This is a genomic window from Streptococcus suis (assembly GCF_002960625.1).
GTDB classification, from domain to species: Bacteria; Bacillota; Bacilli; order Lactobacillales; family Streptococcaceae; genus Streptococcus; species Streptococcus suis_T.
In genome coordinates this window covers 137451-153338 of the sequence record NZ_POJH01000030.1, presented here as the reverse complement: position 1 = coordinate 153338, position 15888 = coordinate 137451, and the positions used below count along the sequence as shown (strand labels likewise).

Annotated in this window: 11 protein-coding genes; all 11 read right to left on the bottom strand. The window is 43.7% G+C overall.

Annotated features, from left to right (window positions below; translation table 11 throughout):
- Positions 1 to 498: 498 nt before the first annotated feature.
- Positions 499 to 1215, bottom strand: coding sequence for an L-ribulose-5-phosphate 4-epimerase (locus C1G49_RS06715; RefSeq protein ID WP_105125077.1), 717 nt, complete (start codon positions 1213 to 1215; stop codon positions 499 to 501).
- Complete coding sequence (locus C1G49_RS06710; protein ID WP_105125076.1) at positions 1215 to 2078, bottom strand: L-ribulose-5-phosphate 3-epimerase; 864 nt, start codon at positions 2076 to 2078, stop codon at positions 1215 to 1217. Before C1G49_RS06710 ends, C1G49_RS06715 begins: the two co-directional genes overlap by 1 nt.
- 5 nt (positions 2079 to 2083) lie before the next feature.
- A complete protein-coding gene (locus C1G49_RS06705; RefSeq protein WP_029179493.1) occupies positions 2084 to 2749 on the bottom strand; it encodes a 3-keto-L-gulonate-6-phosphate decarboxylase UlaD in 666 nt (221 codons plus the stop codon).
- A 95-nt stretch (positions 2750 to 2844) separates the two neighbouring features.
- Complete coding sequence (locus C1G49_RS06700; protein ID WP_044773537.1) at positions 2845 to 3330, bottom strand: PTS sugar transporter subunit IIA; 486 nt, start codon at positions 3328 to 3330, stop codon at positions 2845 to 2847.
- A 56-nt stretch (positions 3331 to 3386) separates the two neighbouring features.
- The gene (locus C1G49_RS06695) at positions 3387 to 3665 is read right to left on the bottom strand and encodes a PTS sugar transporter subunit IIB (protein WP_029179495.1); all 279 of its coding nucleotides are present in this window, start codon (positions 3663 to 3665) and stop codon (positions 3387 to 3389) included.
- Between the two features lie 316 nt (positions 3666 to 3981).
- On the bottom strand, positions 3982 to 5430 hold the full coding sequence (locus C1G49_RS06690) for a PTS sugar transporter subunit IIC (RefSeq protein ID WP_105118622.1): 1449 nt from the start codon (positions 5428 to 5430) through the stop codon (positions 3982 to 3984).
- A 327-nt stretch (positions 5431 to 5757) separates the two neighbouring features.
- Positions 5758 to 12426 carry a pullulanase gene (locus tag C1G49_RS06680; protein WP_161942097.1) on the bottom strand — a complete coding sequence of 2223 codons (6669 nt, stop codon included), beginning with the start codon at positions 12424 to 12426 and terminating at the stop codon, positions 5758 to 5760.
- A gap of 112 nt (positions 12427 to 12538) precedes the next feature.
- Positions 12539 to 13480 (bottom strand): LacI family DNA-binding transcriptional regulator, encoded by a 942-nt coding sequence (locus C1G49_RS06675; protein ID WP_105125074.1) that lies wholly within the window; start codon positions 13478 to 13480, stop codon positions 12539 to 12541.
- Between the two features lie 158 nt (positions 13481 to 13638).
- Positions 13639 to 14382 (bottom strand): amino acid ABC transporter ATP-binding protein, encoded by a 744-nt coding sequence (locus tag C1G49_RS06670; protein WP_105125073.1) that lies wholly within the window; start codon positions 14380 to 14382, stop codon positions 13639 to 13641.
- A 9-nt stretch (positions 14383 to 14391) separates the two neighbouring features.
- Positions 14392 to 15051, bottom strand: a complete 660-nt coding sequence (locus tag C1G49_RS06665; protein WP_105125072.1) for an amino acid ABC transporter permease — start codon at positions 15049 to 15051, stop codon at positions 14392 to 14394.
- 12 nt (positions 15052 to 15063) lie between these two features.
- Positions 15064 to 15873: an amino acid ABC transporter substrate-binding protein gene (locus C1G49_RS06660; protein ID WP_105125071.1), complete on the bottom strand. Its 810-nt coding sequence runs from the start codon at positions 15871 to 15873 to the stop codon at positions 15064 to 15066.
- Between the last annotated feature and the right edge of the window lie 15 nt (positions 15874 to 15888).

Here is a 15888-nt window from a genome sequence, read left to right as displayed (position 1 = left end):
AAAGTTTGCGCCAAAATATCAGCGCAGTGGTTGATTGGGTTTAACAGTCCAGTGGACTGTTAAAGGTTGGAGATAAGATTTGCAAAGTAAATATCCTTAATTCGCGTTTTACACTCCAAATCTGACCTCTACCACTGATGCGAACGAGCTCGCTTTATTTCCAGTTCTCCGAACCTCTTTTGTAGCAAACAAGTTCGCTTCATTTCCAACCTCCAAAGGTTCCCCGAACCTTTTTTGTAGCAAACAAGTTCGCTTTATTTCCAACCTCCAAAGGTTCCCCGAACCTTTTTTGTAGCAAACAAGTTCGCTTCATCTCCAACCTCCAAAGGTTCCCCGAACCTTTGGAGCTATGCGGGGCTGGGACTAAAACGGTCTGGGAATAGACCGTTTTAGCTCAACAACTTAAAATTAGGGCTTGTTGACGAACTCTTCTATGATCGGTCAAGTTCTTTCCCACTCCCTCTCATTCTTCTAATCGTTTTTGGCTAGAAACAAGGCTTAATGGGCATCTCCCTTTTGTCCATAGTAAGCATTTGGACCGTGCTTACGGAGATAGTGCTTGTCCATGATATAGCTTGGTGCTGGTTCCACCCGTAGATTGATTTGTTCGGTGTAGCGGTTCATCCGAGCGACTTCCTCAAGGACAACACTGTGGTAAACTGCCTGAGCAGGATCCTTGCCCCAAGTGAACGGACCGTGATTGCGGACAACAATCCCTGGTACAGCAACTGGGTCGATGCCACGGCGCTCAAATTCCTCAATGATGACTGAGCCTGTTTCCTTTTCATAGGCAGCGTTCACCTCTTCAGCCGTTAAGGAACGAGCGCACGGTACTGGACCGTAGAAATAGTCTGCGTGCGTTGTTCCATAAAATGGAATGTCGCGACCAGCCTGAGCCCAACCCACTGCTTCTGTCGAATGCGTATGAACGACAGCGTGTACATTTGGCCAAGCCTTGTAGAGGGCAACGTGGGTCGCCAAGTCAGAAGAAGGATTGAGGTCACCTTCTACCACATTTCCATCCAAGTCAGTCACCACCATATTTTCTGGTGACAATTTTTCATAATCCACACCAGAAGGCTTGATAACAATGCGACCAAGTTCACGGCAAACTTCTGATACATTTCCCCAGGTAAACTTCACAAGTCCGTGAGCAGGTAGGGCGATGTTGGCTTCATAGACCCGTTGACGCATTTCCTGTAAATCTTTTGGCATTAGTTCAACCCCGCTTTCTCAATCAATGAATAGAGGAAAGCCTGTGCTTCTTTAATGGCTGCACGTGTTTCCTCAACCGTTTCACAATTCTCTGACCACATTTCAATCAAGAATGGACCTTGGTAGTTGGTCTTTTTCAAGACTGCAAACATATTTTTCCAGTCCACACAGCCCTGACCGAATGGTACATCGCGGAATTGACCTTTGGAGCTTTCAGTTACCGCATAGGTATCTTTGAGGTGAAGGGCTGCAATGGAACGGTGTCCCAAGTAAAATTCGCTATAAATGTCATTGTGCCAAGCAGACACGTTTCCAGTATCTGGATAAACAAAGAGATATGGTGAGTCGATTTCCTTCTCAATTGCTAGATATTTTTCAATAGAGTTGATAAATGGATCATCCATAATCTCGATAGCCAACATGACCTGAGCCTGTTCTGCCCAGTCGCAAGCCTTGCGGAGATTCTTGATGAAACGTTCTCTAGTTTCAGGCGACTTTTCTTCATAGTAAACGTCGTAGCCAGCCAGCTGGATGACACGGACACCCAAGTCCTGAGCTAGTTCGATACACTGTTTCATGGTTTCTAGCGACTTAGCTTCAAGAGCAGGGTCATTAGAACCAAGCGGATAACGACGGTGACCAGAGAAGCAAATGGTCGGAATACGGACACCTGTTTCATAGATGGCCTTGACCAAATCCAAACGCTCTTCCTTGGTCCATTCCAAACGAGCCAAGCGAGCATCGCTCTCATCCACCGACATCTCCACAAAGTCGAAACCTAATTCTTTGGCAAACTCCAAACGCTCTTTCCATGTAAAGTGCTTGGGCGTTGCCTTTTCATATATTCCGATTGGTCGTGCCATAGGCCTTACCCCCAGATACGACGGATTTCGTCTTTGAATTCACGCGCCGCAGCTGCTGGATCTGCTGCTTCTGTAATACCGCGACCTGCGATAAAGGTGAAGACATCTACACCCTCGAAGAGTTTGAGGGTATCCACATCAAGACCACCTGTTACAGAAACACGGAATCCCATTTCAACCAATTTTTTCACTTTATTGAGGTCTTTTTCGCCCCAAGTTTCGCCAGCAAGGAGGGCGTCACGAGATTGGTGGTAAATCGCTTGGGAAATGCCTGCGTCCAACCAAAGTTGAGCCTGTTCATAAGTCCAGTCACCGTAAAGCTCGATTTGGATTTCACCCTTGTCGCCACGCACTTCCTTGATAGCCTTCAAAGCCGCTTCCATAGTTGGAATAGTTGCAGAACAGATACAAGTCATCCAGTCCGCACCACGAACGGCATTGTTTTTGGCAACTGTACCACCAGCATCCGCACACTTGGTATCTGCAACGATGATTTTGTCTGGGAAGAGGTTACGAAGAACTTCCACCAATTCGCTACCAACTTGGAGCAAGCAAACCGTACCTGCTTCAATCACGTCAACTTCATGACCAACAGACACAGCAGCCTTAATCGCTCCCTGCAAATCTGAATGATCCAATGCAACCTGTAAATTTGGGATATGTTTTGTCATAATACTATTACCAAGAGTGAATAGACGGCCGATAAAGCTGCCTATTCCCCTTCAATTCCTTTCATTTTTGTCTACGTCAATTTCTAACTGCCAAATTAGCTTTCCAAGTCTAAACCTTCTAAGTAAGGGCTGTTTTTAGACTCTTCAACCATTGCCAATACTTCTTCTGGAGTTTTGCAGGCAATCAAACGCTCGATTGAATTTTCCAATTCGAAGAGGGCGATGATTTGCGGAATAGCTACTGAAGTATGGATTTTTGGATCTGTCGCAGCCAAGGTCAATAGGACAGAAACCTCTTTACCATCTGAAAAGGCTACTGGTTTTGTCAGGGTAATCAAAGCAAAGGAATCTTTCAAAACACCGACACCAGCCTGGGCATGTGGCATAGCCATACCTGGCATGAGCACATAGTAGGGACCGTATTCCTCGGTTGAAGCGATGATGGCATCGTAGTATTCTTCTGTTGCAGCACCACTTTCAATCAACGGTTCAACTGCCAAATGAACAGCTTCCTGCCAAGTTTCAGCTGTCAAGCCCAAACGGATAGAATTGTTTTCAATAAATGCTTTCTGTAAATTCATGATATTCTCCTCTCTATATGAAAGGGGATGGGAAGAAATCCCGCCCCCTTTTTCCATTACAATACTTGACTAAGTTTTGTCTTGATTTCGTTATCGTCCATGAGGTTGTCAAGACCAACCAAATGACCATTTGTACGACCTTCCAATTCAGCGATCAAGTGATTTGAAGCAACAACAATGTCATAGCCTGCTGCCAAACCTTTTGCTTCACCTACTGAGCAAGAAGCAGATTGGAAATCTGTTACACCAAGTTGACGAAGGGCATTTTCAACCTTCATCTTAATAACCATGGATGAACCCATGCCGTTACCACAAGCAGTTAATACTTTAACCATCTTATTTTCTCCTTGTTTTTTATAAAATATATTTTGTTGTTTTTGTTAATGAACCAAGTAATAAATGAAGTTTTGTTCTGTTGATTTTCGAAGAGTTATCGTCTTTCAGTTTGCTTTTAGTACGAGGCAACGAGATGCAGGCTGCTTATACAGTCTAATGGCTGTATAAGGTTGGAAATAACACTTGCGGAGCAAGTCACCACTGCCGAGTACGGCAAAGCGAGTTCAAATAATCTGTAGATTGTTTGAAGTGGGAAATCCAGAAACGGAGTTTCCTCTTTCGTCGAAGTAATAAAAGATAAACTGGATGACGATGTTAGTCCGCTTGCGCCTCACCGCGATAGTAAGCTTCCTTATCTTTTGCTTTTGCAAATTGAAGTTGTGGGATAGCCAACAAGAAGAGGCAGACAAGAACATAACCAGCAACACCGAGGTATTTGAAGGCATAACCGAATGGCAACCATGGGATTTCGAAGTCGATGTTTCCGTGGTAACCACCGCTCAATTCAAGCAAGCCGACGCAGACTGCACCAAGGGCTACTTGAAGGACACCTGAGAGGAAGGAAAGGATTGCTGCTGCTTTCCAACCACCACGCTTGTCAGCGTAAACTGCGATAGCTGCGTTATCAAAGAATACAGGTACGAAACCAGTGATGATAAGGATTGGGCTCTTGAAGATGATCAAGAGAACGATAGTAATCAATTGACCAACCAAACCGAAGGCAAAACCTGAAAGAACTGCGTTAGATGAACCGAAGCCATAAGAAGCTGCAACGTCCACCGCTGGGAATGAACCTGGAAGCAGTTTGCTTGAGATACCTTGGAAGGCATTTGTCAATTCTGCTACGAACATACGTACACCCTGCATCAAGATGAAGAGATATACTGAGAAAGTGAAGGCTGTTTGTACAACGTACATGAAGAATGCTTGCTTAGCTGGGTTGTATGGAGTGCCTGAAGTGATAACTTCTGGGTTTGCCATGATTTCTGGACCCAAGATGAACAAGATGACACCGAAGAAGACCAACATCAAGGTTGCAGATGCAACTACTGTATCGTGGAAGATGTTGAGGAAGCTAGGCAACTTCAAGTTGTCCAAGTTTTCTTCTTTTTTACCAAGTTTTGGAGCAATCTTATCTACAAACCAGATTGCAAATTGTTGTTGGTGACCGATGGCAAATCCACCACCACCTGTCAAGCGTTGTGTTGCTTCAACAGTCATGTTTGAGCTGACTGCCCAGTAGATACCACAGATGATACCAATAGCTGCTGTACCGAATTGGTTACGAAGTCCTGGGATAAGGAAGAGCACCATCAATGAGATTGTTGCAGCTTGTTGTACCATGATGTGTCCAGTGATGAACAGAGTACGAACTTTTGTAACCTTACGAAGCGCAACCAAGAGGATGTTGACACCGAAACCAATCAAGAGGGCTGTTGTTGCTGCTGATACGAAATCAGGAAACTCTTCAGCGATTTTTCCGTTTGCTGCTGCAAGACCGAAGTAAGGGTCAATAACCGCCGCATCGATTTGGAACTTGTGGTTCAAGGCTGCCAAGATTGGACGGAAGGTTGTTACCAAGCCACCAGCTGCTACGTTCAAAATCATGTAGCCGACAGTTGCTTTGATAAACCCTGCAAAGACATCATGAGGCTTTTTCTTTAAGAGGGCATAGCCCACCAATACCAAAAGACCTACGAAGAAGGCTGGATTCTGCAAGATGTTTTGCGAGAACCAGTTTAATGGGGTTTGAAGAAAATCCATTTTTCAATTCTCCTTTTTGAAATGATTTTTATGGTTTTATTATAAGTCTTGAAAGCGGAAACAAAAAGACCAAATAAAACACAGGCTTGTGTTCACTCTTGGACTATTTGTCAATTTTTCTAATGTTTTATACTAATAGTCAATGAAAATCAGACTAAGCGACGCAGATGTAGATAGAACGGAAGTTCATCAAATCAAGTCAACAACGTCTGCTTTTGATTTTCGAAGAGTATAAATAATAAAATTGAATAAGTAGCCTGCTTCTATCCACCAAATAAAAAGAGACCAGAACCATCGGGGTTCCTAGTCTCTTTGGAGGAAAGCTCATTATTCTTCTGGCTTTTTATTCCTTCCTTGTGCAGCGACTGTCAAACCAAGTCCTGCAAGTCCGAGTCCTAAGAGAGCCAAATCGCTCTGACGGTCTCCTGTAGCTGGTAGGCTTTCTTTGTTTGATGTACTGGTAACCTGTTCAGACACTTGAGCCGTTGGAGTAGAAAGACTTGGTTTCAATATCTCTTGCTTCTCAACTGCTTCTGATTTCGCTACTTCTTTTATCACTTCCTTGCTACCCTCAACAACAATCCGTGTCTCACCATCTACAAGAGTTTCTGATAACAAGTTTGTTGCTACTACCTTGCCATCAACCAAGACATCTTGATAAACCAAGACTTTCTTGCCTGCCTTACCTTCTTGTAGGACATAGGATTGACCCTTAGCAAGAGTTTCATCATAGCGAACTTCCTCTGCAATCGGAAGGACAGATTCTTCTGTACGTTCTTTCGTAGTAAAGTCTAGGGTTGGTTTTTCTTCAGCAGTAGGGGCTGTATCCGGAACTTCTGTAACTAGACTGCCTTGTACAACAATCCGTGCCTCACCATCTACAACTGTTTCTGATAACAAGTTAGTAGCGACCACCTTGACATCAACCAAGACATCTTGATAAACCAAGACTCGCTTACCTGCCTTACCTTCTTGAAGCACATAAGATTGACCTTTTGCAAGAGTTGTATCATAGCGAACTTCCTCTGCAATCGGAAGGACAGATTCTTCTGTACGTTCTTTCGTAGTAAATTCTAGGGTTGGTTTTTCTTCAGCAGTAGGGGCTGTATCCGGAACTTCTGTGATGATATAAGGCAAACGAATCACTGTTGCTGTCAAAGGTGCAAGAACAACTGCGCTATCAGTCAATTCGACACCCACTAAATCAGACAATGCTTCTACACCTGCACGTTCACCGTCAACCAGTACTTGACCCTGCAGTAAGTCTTTGTAAATATCTGAAAGAACAAAACTACGTTCCTTACTGTCAGCATTGACAAAGACAGCATAGCGATCACCGTTGCTTGCAATGGTTTGATAGGCAATAACCACATCGTTTGTAGCAATACCATTTTGACCTGGAATTGAAATCAAGCTAACCATTTGATCGACTTGGTCTTTTGTTCCCAAACGGAAGGCATCTGTAGATTTGCGCAAGGCAATCAATCCTTTTGTAAAGGCCTGAGTACGGGTATTCTCTGGATAGAGCGCCTCATCTGTCGCTTTGGTCCAGTCAAACTTGTTGACCGCATCCGATGAATCATAAGAATCATGAATGTAGTATGGATAGTCAAATGGCGTTCCATCTGCATTGGTCAACAAATGAGCTTTGTTCGGTACCTTGTCCTCTGAAACTGGCTCCTTGTAATCAGGATGGCGGAACTGTTTGGTCCGTCCATACTCCTGACCAGAATGGATAAACGGTGTCCCTTGAGCAGTCAAAACTAACAAATTACCCAAACGTTGACGTTGGTGAATTTCAGTGTAGTTTTCAGCAACTGACGGATCTTTCTTGATGGACTGAGCGATAATATCAAAGAGGGTCAAGTTATCATGCGCAGCAATATACTGAATCACATCACCTGGATCATCTGCCAAGAAATTGCCTGGTTGTGCCTTGATGTTATTGAAGACAGATTCTACACTCTTAGCACCACCTGTGATAAAGGCTGGCTGACCTTCGTTTGGATAACCAGATTTAAGTGTGTTGCGAATGTCATCTGAGAATACTGCAACCGTATCTGTTGAACTCATCCAGTCTTGGTCCGCTGGCTGAACAGGCTGATTGGCATCACCTGTAAAGGTTCTCCATCCTTCACCAAGCATAATAATGTTTGGATTGAGTTTTTGAGCCTCGGTAAAGGCCAGCTCAATTGCTTCGGCATCATGGTCCCCCATCATATCGAAGCGGAAACCATCTACCTTAAACTCATCCACAAGATACTTGATGGAATCAACTAAGACACGGCGGCTCATGTAGTGAGTGGTTCCCAGACGACCACCACCAAAGCTTGATTTAGCCGTACCATCTGCCTCCATGAAGTGATAATAGTTTGGCTCTAAATCTTCAAATAAGAAAGTCTTAGAAGTGTGGTTATACACCACATCCAAAATCACACCCATGCCTTGTTTGTGAATTTCATTGACCAGGTTTTTAAATTCCTCGATGCGTTTCATTGGATCGGTCGGATCTGTAGAATACATACCTGTAAAGGCAAAATAACTCTGTGGATCATAACCCCAGTTGTAGTTACTGTTGCTTGACGCGTAATCACTCATCCGCTCTGCATTTTTCAATTCATTGACAAAATAGTAACTCATAACTGGGAGCAGTTGAATATGGGTCACACCCAATTCCTTGAGGTAGCTGAGACGCTCTGCAAAAGCCGCAAAGGTACCGAACTGAGCTGTCAATTCATCCGAAATTGCAGGATCGGATGTGAAGTCACGAACATGTGCTTCATAGATAATCGCATCTTCACGCTGATTGAAGTTAGGAATTGTGGTATAGTTCAAATCGCTTGGACCAACTTCTGATGGATCCACAATCGCCGCTTTGGCAATACGATAAGATGGATCTGTATCTGCCAAATCACTATTCCACTCCGCTAAAGATTTAGCATATGGATCTAAGACAAGAACAGCTTGATCCCCACGAGTGATTTCATAATGGTAGTAGTAACCACGATAGTCCGCGATACCAAGACCTGATTGACCATTCAATTCAAGGTCCCATTGTCCCTTATCGCCCTTGGTCATGGCCAATTTACCGACCACCTTAGACTGGTCATCCTTATCATAAAGAACAACTGCTACACTGTCTGCACTTGGAGACCAGAGAGTCATATCAACGACACTACCAGCCTGACTCACACGCGCACCAAGTTCTCCATCATAAGCATAGAGCTCATCCTTCAATTGCCAGCTCATAGTTGTTGTGAAGCTATCATTGCCATATTTGAGGGTATAGCCCGCATTTTCTTGGTTGAAATCCCCAAGGACTCGCACCTTGTTGCTTGTTGCATCCAAGACAAGGTCCGTCACAGCAACTGTCTGACCATTTTTATCTGTTACAGACAATTTCTCCAAGATGCTATCCTTATCAGCACCTTCCAGCGTTGTAAAGGCTGCTTCTAGAGCTGTTAGGCTAACATGAGAAACACCTGTTACACGGACATTATTGACAAAATAAGGGTTGGTGTAAATAGTCGCATCATCATCCTTGAGGAAGATTTGTGTCTGATTTTTCAAATCTTTAAAGCTATAATCTTTCTGTTGAATCTTCACATCGTCTCCTGACTTGCTTTCATCCAATAGCAAGAAGCCAATGGAACTTGGTAAATCTGTCAATTTGACATCAATATAGGCACCGTACTTGCCTTGGTTTTCAAAATCAATACCATTTGGCCAGTCACCCAAGGTAATGTCAGTCACATCACCCCAAATCCAGAGACCTTTTTGGTCATAATTGCCATCGGTACGGAAGTAATTGATACGGATGTAGCCTTCTTTGAGCGGTTGATAGAGGCTGAGTTGATAGTTTTCATCAAACCAAGCTTCATTCATCTTGGTGCTCATCCGTTCAATAGTCTTGTCACCTGTGATGTTATCACCAGAAGTGTTATTAATCAACAGACTAATCTTGCTGGCTGTTTCATCTTTCATCTTGATGTCCAGATAATAGCCATAGTCATCCTGCTTAGCAGTGCTGAAATTGGTTGCACCCGTTGGCCAAGCACCAAGATCTGACGATGGTTTTTCGACATCATCCCATGTCCATAAACCTAAGCTAGATACATTATCAGATGGTAGAGTTTTAAAGTGAACACGGAAGTAGCCGGCTTCAATTGGTTCTTCAGTCGCTCCTTGCACACTTGCATTGACGATGTCACCTGCTTCTGTCTGAAGGAGCATGGTGCCACCTTGACCGATTGTTGGCAGTTCGACTTGAACAACCCATTTACCGTCTTTCTCGAGAGCTTGATAAGATTTTCCTGTGTAGGCATCTGTTACAACCACATCTTTACCAGATACTTCAAGCGCCATTTCCTTGTTCTCGGTATTGGTTGAGAAGACAAGATAGGCTGCTTGATCTTGGTAACTGCGTTTGCTAATAAGCCAACCTTGGCTATCATTTCCAGCAAGGGTTGTTGTATCACCACGTGATAGCAATGTTGAATTGGCATTGCGGAAAGCCAACAATTTCTGATAGTGGTCTGTGATGTCGCTAGTCTCTACCTTGCTCCAATCGAAATCATACCGGTTGTCATAAACTGGCCAGTTGTTTTGCCCAGATTGTCCCACTTCTTCACCGTAGTAGATGACTGGCTGACCTTTAGCAGTAATCAAAAGACTAGCAGCCAATTTCAGTTTGTCCAGATTTCCTTCTTTTTCTGCGCCACCGATACTGTAGAGGAAACCATCTTCGTCATGACTACCCAAGAATTGACCCAGAGAAGCTGCACTAGTCAGAACCTTGCTACGCTCTTCCAGCTCTTTCCCAGCTGCTTTTAGTTGACCATTGACCAGATATTTGGCAATATCCTTGAAGCCAAAGTCCAACAAGCTGTCCATAGTACCGACTCCCAAGTCACCCTTGGTATCCTTATAATTCGCTCCCCAAGTTTCCCCAATCAAGTGGAAGTCAGGATCTCTATCCACCAATTCATTTTTGAAATGTTGCCATGTGGTATCATCAACGTGTTTGACTGTATCGACACGGAAAGCATAGATAGAGTTGCCCTTGGCAGTTGTTGAGCGTTCCAACCAAGATGCCTGCCAAGCAACCAACTGATTGCGAACCGCAGCTTCTTCTGTCTTGAAGTCTGGTAATCCAGATAATGAGCCTAATTGGTCATCTCCCTGCCTATCTTCTTCCTTAGTTCGTACCATACCTGCAAAGGTTTCTTCTGTACCATAGCCAGCATGGTTAAGCACCACGTCAACAACAATGTTTATTCCTTTTTCTGCCGCGGCATCAATCAATTCGTGGAAGTCGGCTAAACTTCCCAAATGCGGATTAAGTTTCTCAAAATTGGATGCCCAGTAACCATGATAAGCATAGTACTCTCCATCTGTTGCGCTACCGACATTCTGTGGAATATTTTCCACAATCGGAGTCAGCCAGATAGAATCCACACCCAATTCTTTCAAGTAGTCCAGCTTGGCTGTCACTCCTTTGAAGTCACCGCCCTGGTAAAGACCGCGTGGGTTGGTGGCTGTTCCTTCCACTAGCTTGTCATTGCTGGTGTCCCCATTGTAGAAACGGTCTGTCATCATAAAGTAGATAACTTGCTCGTCCCAGTCTTTTTCACCATCTGCCTTGATACGCTCTGGAATGGTCACATCTAGGCTAGTTTCGTAGTAACCGTTGTCCTTGTCATAGACCTTTACAGGAAGACTATATGTCCCTGGCGCTGTGCTAGACGTCGCTTTAATGGTCACACGATTGAGCTCAGTAGAGATTGGCACAAGGCCTCCGCCGATGGCACTTGTATCGACTTCCATTTTGACAATCTCAGCATTTTCAGGGTTGGTGACAGTTACAGATACCAAGCCACTTTCATTGTAGTTGAATGGTGCTTTGCTACTAGCCTCAAGGGTCACATTTTTTGTACCCGGAGTCGCCTTGCTGGTATCAAGTTCTACTTTCTCTTCGATAAAATATGGATTGGTATAGACTTTGTCGTCGTCATTGCGAAGGAAAATTTGGCTATGCCGTTTACGATCTGCAAAGGCTAAATCAATTGTTTTATTGCCTGCCAAATCTGGATTATTCTGATTGATTAGCAGAAATCCAAGTTTAGAATCTAAACCATTCGATAGAGGAATGTCAACATAGGCGCCGTATTTGCCAAGTTTAAAGTCAACGGCACCTGTTGGCCAGCCATCACTCGCTTCGGTCGTATCGCCCCAAGTCCAAACGCCCCAACCATCATAATTGTTGTCTTCACGTGTGTAATTTATGCGGAGGACATTTTCATCTTTGAGCGGCTCATAGCTAGACACGCTATAATCACTAGCAATCCAAGCCTCATTTTGTTCCGGAACAAGAAGCTCCACTTTCTGGTCCGATTCTGTTATTTTTTCCCCATTCTTGAGAACCAGATAACCAATCGTTCCTGGTGTCTCAGATTTTTTAATATCAACGTAATGGCCGTAGTCATCTACCTGACTGCTTGAAAAATTCGCTGTATCCCTTGGCCATTGATTACCATCGGACGGCTCTGCCACTCCACCCCAAGTCCACAATCCTTGGCTCTCTGGCGCTGTTTCATCTACATTTTCAAAGTGCAGACGAATGCTGCCTTCTTCGATAGGAGATTCTGCTGCAGCTCTTTCTGCCACAGGTGTTGCAGTAGTTGCCAGCGGTTCTGCTGATGCATTATCTACTGTTTCAACAACCTCCGTTACTGCTGGAGTCTCAACTGTTTCAGATACTCCAGTAGGATGTGTAGTAGCACCAGTTCTGTCTGTTTCAACCGGTTGCTCTGAAACACTTGTAACAGTAGTCGCCATCACCTCTTCAGCATGGACCATATGACCTGTCCCAGACATCAAAAAAGCTGTCGCAATCCCGACGGATGCAACTCCGATATTAAATTTACGAATGCTAAAAAATTGTTTTTTCTCAAACATGCCACTTGATTTCATCTCACGAATGGATTTCTTTTTCATAGGCTCCTCCACGTAAATTGATTTTTTATAGTATAAGTATATACAATCTTATACGGTCTTTGCAAACGTTTTCTCAAATGTTATCGGTAACAAAAATCAACAAAAAAAGAAACTACTGAGGTGTAGTCTCTCGTTCTATTAATTCTGCTCGGCAAAAATGAGCCAAGCTGGTCAATGGTTTTCCATCAAGCATTTCCATCAACAACTTTACACTGATTGCCCCCATTTTTTGAATCGGTTGCTTCATGGTCGTCAGCCTCGGATTTGAAATTCTGTCAATAAAAAATCCATCGAATCCAATAACACCAACTTCCTGTGGAATGGATTTTCCAATAGCTTGCAGCCCTCTTGTAATTCCCAGTGCTAGGCGATCCGAAGCACAGACAAAACAGGTCTTACCTGGTAAATCGTTTAAATTTCTGATAAATTCTTCTGCGACATGAGAATGATTTGCTAATCGATACAAGCGGCTTTCTCGACCTTCCATAGCCTTTCTATAGCCTTCTTCCCGCCTTTCTTCAAAAGGCTCTTCCAAATCAATGCCCACAAAGAAAACCTGTTCATACCCTTTAGAAAGGGCGAATTCCGTTGCTACCTGAGTTGCTTCCATGTTATCTGAATCAACAAATGGTAGCCCTTCGCTATTCTCTCCAAATAATATAAGCGGTTTTCCTAAACTTTTCAACCATGAATAATCTGACTTTCTGGCACCTGTCACAATGTAGCCATCACACTGATCCGTCACCATCTTCGAATCTGTTACTAGTTGTAAGGTATAATTTCGTTGATTCAATTCCCTCGCTATTCCTTGCAATAAATCAATGTAATATGGTTCAACAACATCCATTTTTTCTAGGATAACTACCTGCACAATTAAGGTTTGCTGTTGAGCCAAGGCCTTGGCTACAACATTTGGCTTATAATGTAGCTCCTCCATCGCAGCTGTGACCAAAGTGCGTAACTCCGACGTAACTTGTTCAGGATGGTTGAGTACACGCGAAACTGTCATCTTCGATACATTGGCTAGCCTAGCCACATCCGCTAAAGTTGTCATTGACACCTCCTACTTTCTTTATATCCCTCTGTTTCATGCAAACGTTTTCCTTATTCTATTATATCGAATTTATCTAAAAAAATCAAAAACGTTTTGATAGTTATAACATATATTTCCTTAGGGAACTAAAAAACACCAGCAAAGCTAGTGTTTTCATTCTATATATCTTCTTTCTGGATGCGAGCCAAGAATTGCTTGGTTCGTTCTTCTTTTGGATGGTCAAAAATATCTTCTGGTCGACCTTCTTCAATAATCTGCCCCCCATCCATAAAAATAACCCGATCAGCCACTGCACGCGCAAAGCCCATCTCATGCGTTACTACTACCATGGTCATGCCTTCCTTAGCCAACTGCATCATGACAGTCAGAACCTCTCCGATTAACTCAGGATCGAGAGCAGAGGTAGGTTCATCAAAGTAAATAACCTCTGGATTGGTCGCAATGGCTCTAGCAATGCCAACCCGTTGCTGTTGACCTCCTGAAAGCTGGCTTGGGTAAAAATCATATTTGTCCGACAAACCAACCTTGTCCAAGGCTGCCTTACCAATTCTTTCAGCCTCTTGCTTGGGTATTTTCCGAGCTACAATTAAGCCTTCCGTCACATTTTGTAGGGCAGTCTTGTTGGCAAAGAGATTGTAGTTTTGAAAAACAAAGGCTGTTCGTTTGCGAATGGCAGCAATTTCCTTGTGGCTAATCTTAGCCAAGTCATAGCTGTCCTCACCGAAAACCAAGTGACCCGCGTCAGCTTTTTCCAAAAAGTTCAAGGAACGAAGTAGGGTCGTTTTACCTGAGCCAGATGGACCCAAGATGACAACCACCTCTCCAGGATTGACCTGAACATCAATCCCCTTTAAAACCTGCTGACCATGAAAGGCCAGTTCTATTCCACTTGCTTGAATCATCTGAACCTCCTAATAAACCGCCAGCTTCTTCTCACCAAAGGCTTGCAGTTTGGTCAAAATGGTTGAAAAGAGTAGGTAGATAAGGGCAACTTCACAGTAAAGAATAAAAGGCTCGTAGGTTCTAGCCGCAATCTGCTGAGTTGCCATAAACATCTCCAAGACCGTAATGTTGGCTGCCAGTGACGTGTCCTTGACCAAACCAATCAAAGTATTAGACAAAGGTGGGAAGGCCACTCGAAAGGCTTGGGGAAGAATAATACGGCGCATGGTCTGGGCAAAACTCATCCCGACAGAATAACCAGCCTCCAACTGCCCCTTAGGTACGGACTCGATAGAAGCCCGAATGGTTTCCGCAACGTAAGCACCTGAGTTAATGGAAAAGACTAAGACTGCCGATGGAAAGGCATCGATGACCAGACCCAAACTTGGTAAGCCATAAAAAATGACATAGAGCTGGACCAAGAGGGGGGTCCCACGGATGATCCAGATGTAAAAGCGAGCCAGTTGCTTGAGTACTGGAAGATTGGCTACCTGTACCAAGGCAGTTCCAATTGCCAACAATAAGCCAAAGGCAAAAGACAGGATTGTCAGTGGAATGGTCACCAACAATCCTGGAACAAGTATCTGCGAAAATGAGTCAATCACTAATTGCCATACTCTATCTGTCATAGTTTCTCCTGCTTACTTGGCTTTTGATACGTCTTCGCCAAAGTATTTGTTTGAAATTTCAGCTAGTTTACCTTCGCTTGCCAATTCAGCCAAGGCTGCATCAATTTCTTTTACTAGGTCTTCATTTCCTTTAACCACTGGGAAGGCTGTTGTAGAAACATCGTCTGTCAAAGCCACCAGTTTAATCGGTGCATCTGCGTGTTGCTTGAGGTAATCCAAGTAAACCAAGTTGTCATTGATGGTCACATCCACACGGTTTGTATTCAACAATTCAACAGCCTGTGCAAATCCATCTACACCAACAACTTCAGCACCGTTTTCACGTGCCAAATCAGCCCAGTTACTTGTCAAGCTGTTAGCAGATTTTTTACCTGCCAAGTCAGCAAAACCTGTAATCTCTGTATTGTCTTTCTGAGTTACCAAGGCTCCATAGATATAGGTATATGGTGTTGAAAAATCATATTTTTCTTTGCGCTCGTCTGTCACACCGACCTGGTTAGCAATAGTATCAAAACGTGCTACGTCCAAACCTGCAATCATGGAATCCCACTTGGTTTCAACAAACTCGACCTTAACGCCCAATTTCTCAGCAACTGCTTCAGCCACTTCTACATCGTAACCGACCAATTTTCCACTCTCATCGTGGTAAGAGTAAGGAGCATAGGCACCTTCCGTACCGATTTGAATGACACCTTCTTCTTTGATTTGTGCCAAGAGAGTTTTGTCTGTGCTGCTTGATGAGCTAGTTGATGTTGAAGAACTGCAGGCTGCTAAAGTAAAAGCTGCTAGGGCTGTTGTTGCAAATAAAGCTAATTTTTTCATGAATTGTACACTCTT

Excerpts from the sequence above, each read along its gene's own strand:
- C1G49_RS06690 (WP_105118622.1), bottom strand. The coding sequence starts at position 5,430 with ATGGATTTTCTTCAAACCCCATTAAACTGGTTCTCGCAAAACATCTTG.
- C1G49_RS06715 (WP_105125077.1), bottom strand. The coding sequence starts at position 1,215 with ATGCCAAAAGATTTACAGGAAATGCGTCAACGGGTCTATGAAGCCAAC.
- C1G49_RS06675 (WP_105125074.1), bottom strand. The coding sequence starts at position 13,480 with ATGACAACTTTAGCGGATGTGGCTAGGCTAGCCAATGTATCGAAGATG.
- C1G49_RS06705 (WP_029179493.1), bottom strand. The coding sequence starts at position 2,749 with ATGACAAAACATATCCCAAATTTACAGGTTGCATTGGATCATTCAGAT.
- C1G49_RS06670 (WP_105125073.1), bottom strand. The coding sequence starts at position 14,382 with ATGATTCAAGCAAGTGGAATAGAACTGGCCTTTCATGGTCAGCAGGTT.
- C1G49_RS06665 (WP_105125072.1), bottom strand. The coding sequence starts at position 15,051 with ATGACAGATAGAGTATGGCAATTAGTGATTGACTCATTTTCGCAGATA.
- C1G49_RS06660 (WP_105125071.1), bottom strand. The coding sequence starts at position 15,873 with ATGAAAAAATTAGCTTTATTTGCAACAACAGCCCTAGCAGCTTTTACT.
- C1G49_RS06700 (WP_044773537.1), bottom strand. The coding sequence starts at position 3,330 with ATGAATTTACAGAAAGCATTTATTGAAAACAATTCTATCCGTTTGGGC.
- C1G49_RS06710 (WP_105125076.1), bottom strand. The coding sequence starts at position 2,078 with ATGGCACGACCAATCGGAATATATGAAAAGGCAACGCCCAAGCACTTT.
- C1G49_RS06680 (WP_161942097.1), bottom strand. The coding sequence starts at position 12,426 with ATGAAAAAGAAATCCATTCGTGAGATGAAATCAAGTGGCATGTTTGAG.
- C1G49_RS06695 (WP_029179495.1), bottom strand. The coding sequence starts at position 3,665 with ATGGTTAAAGTATTAACTGCTTGTGGTAACGGCATGGGTTCATCCATG.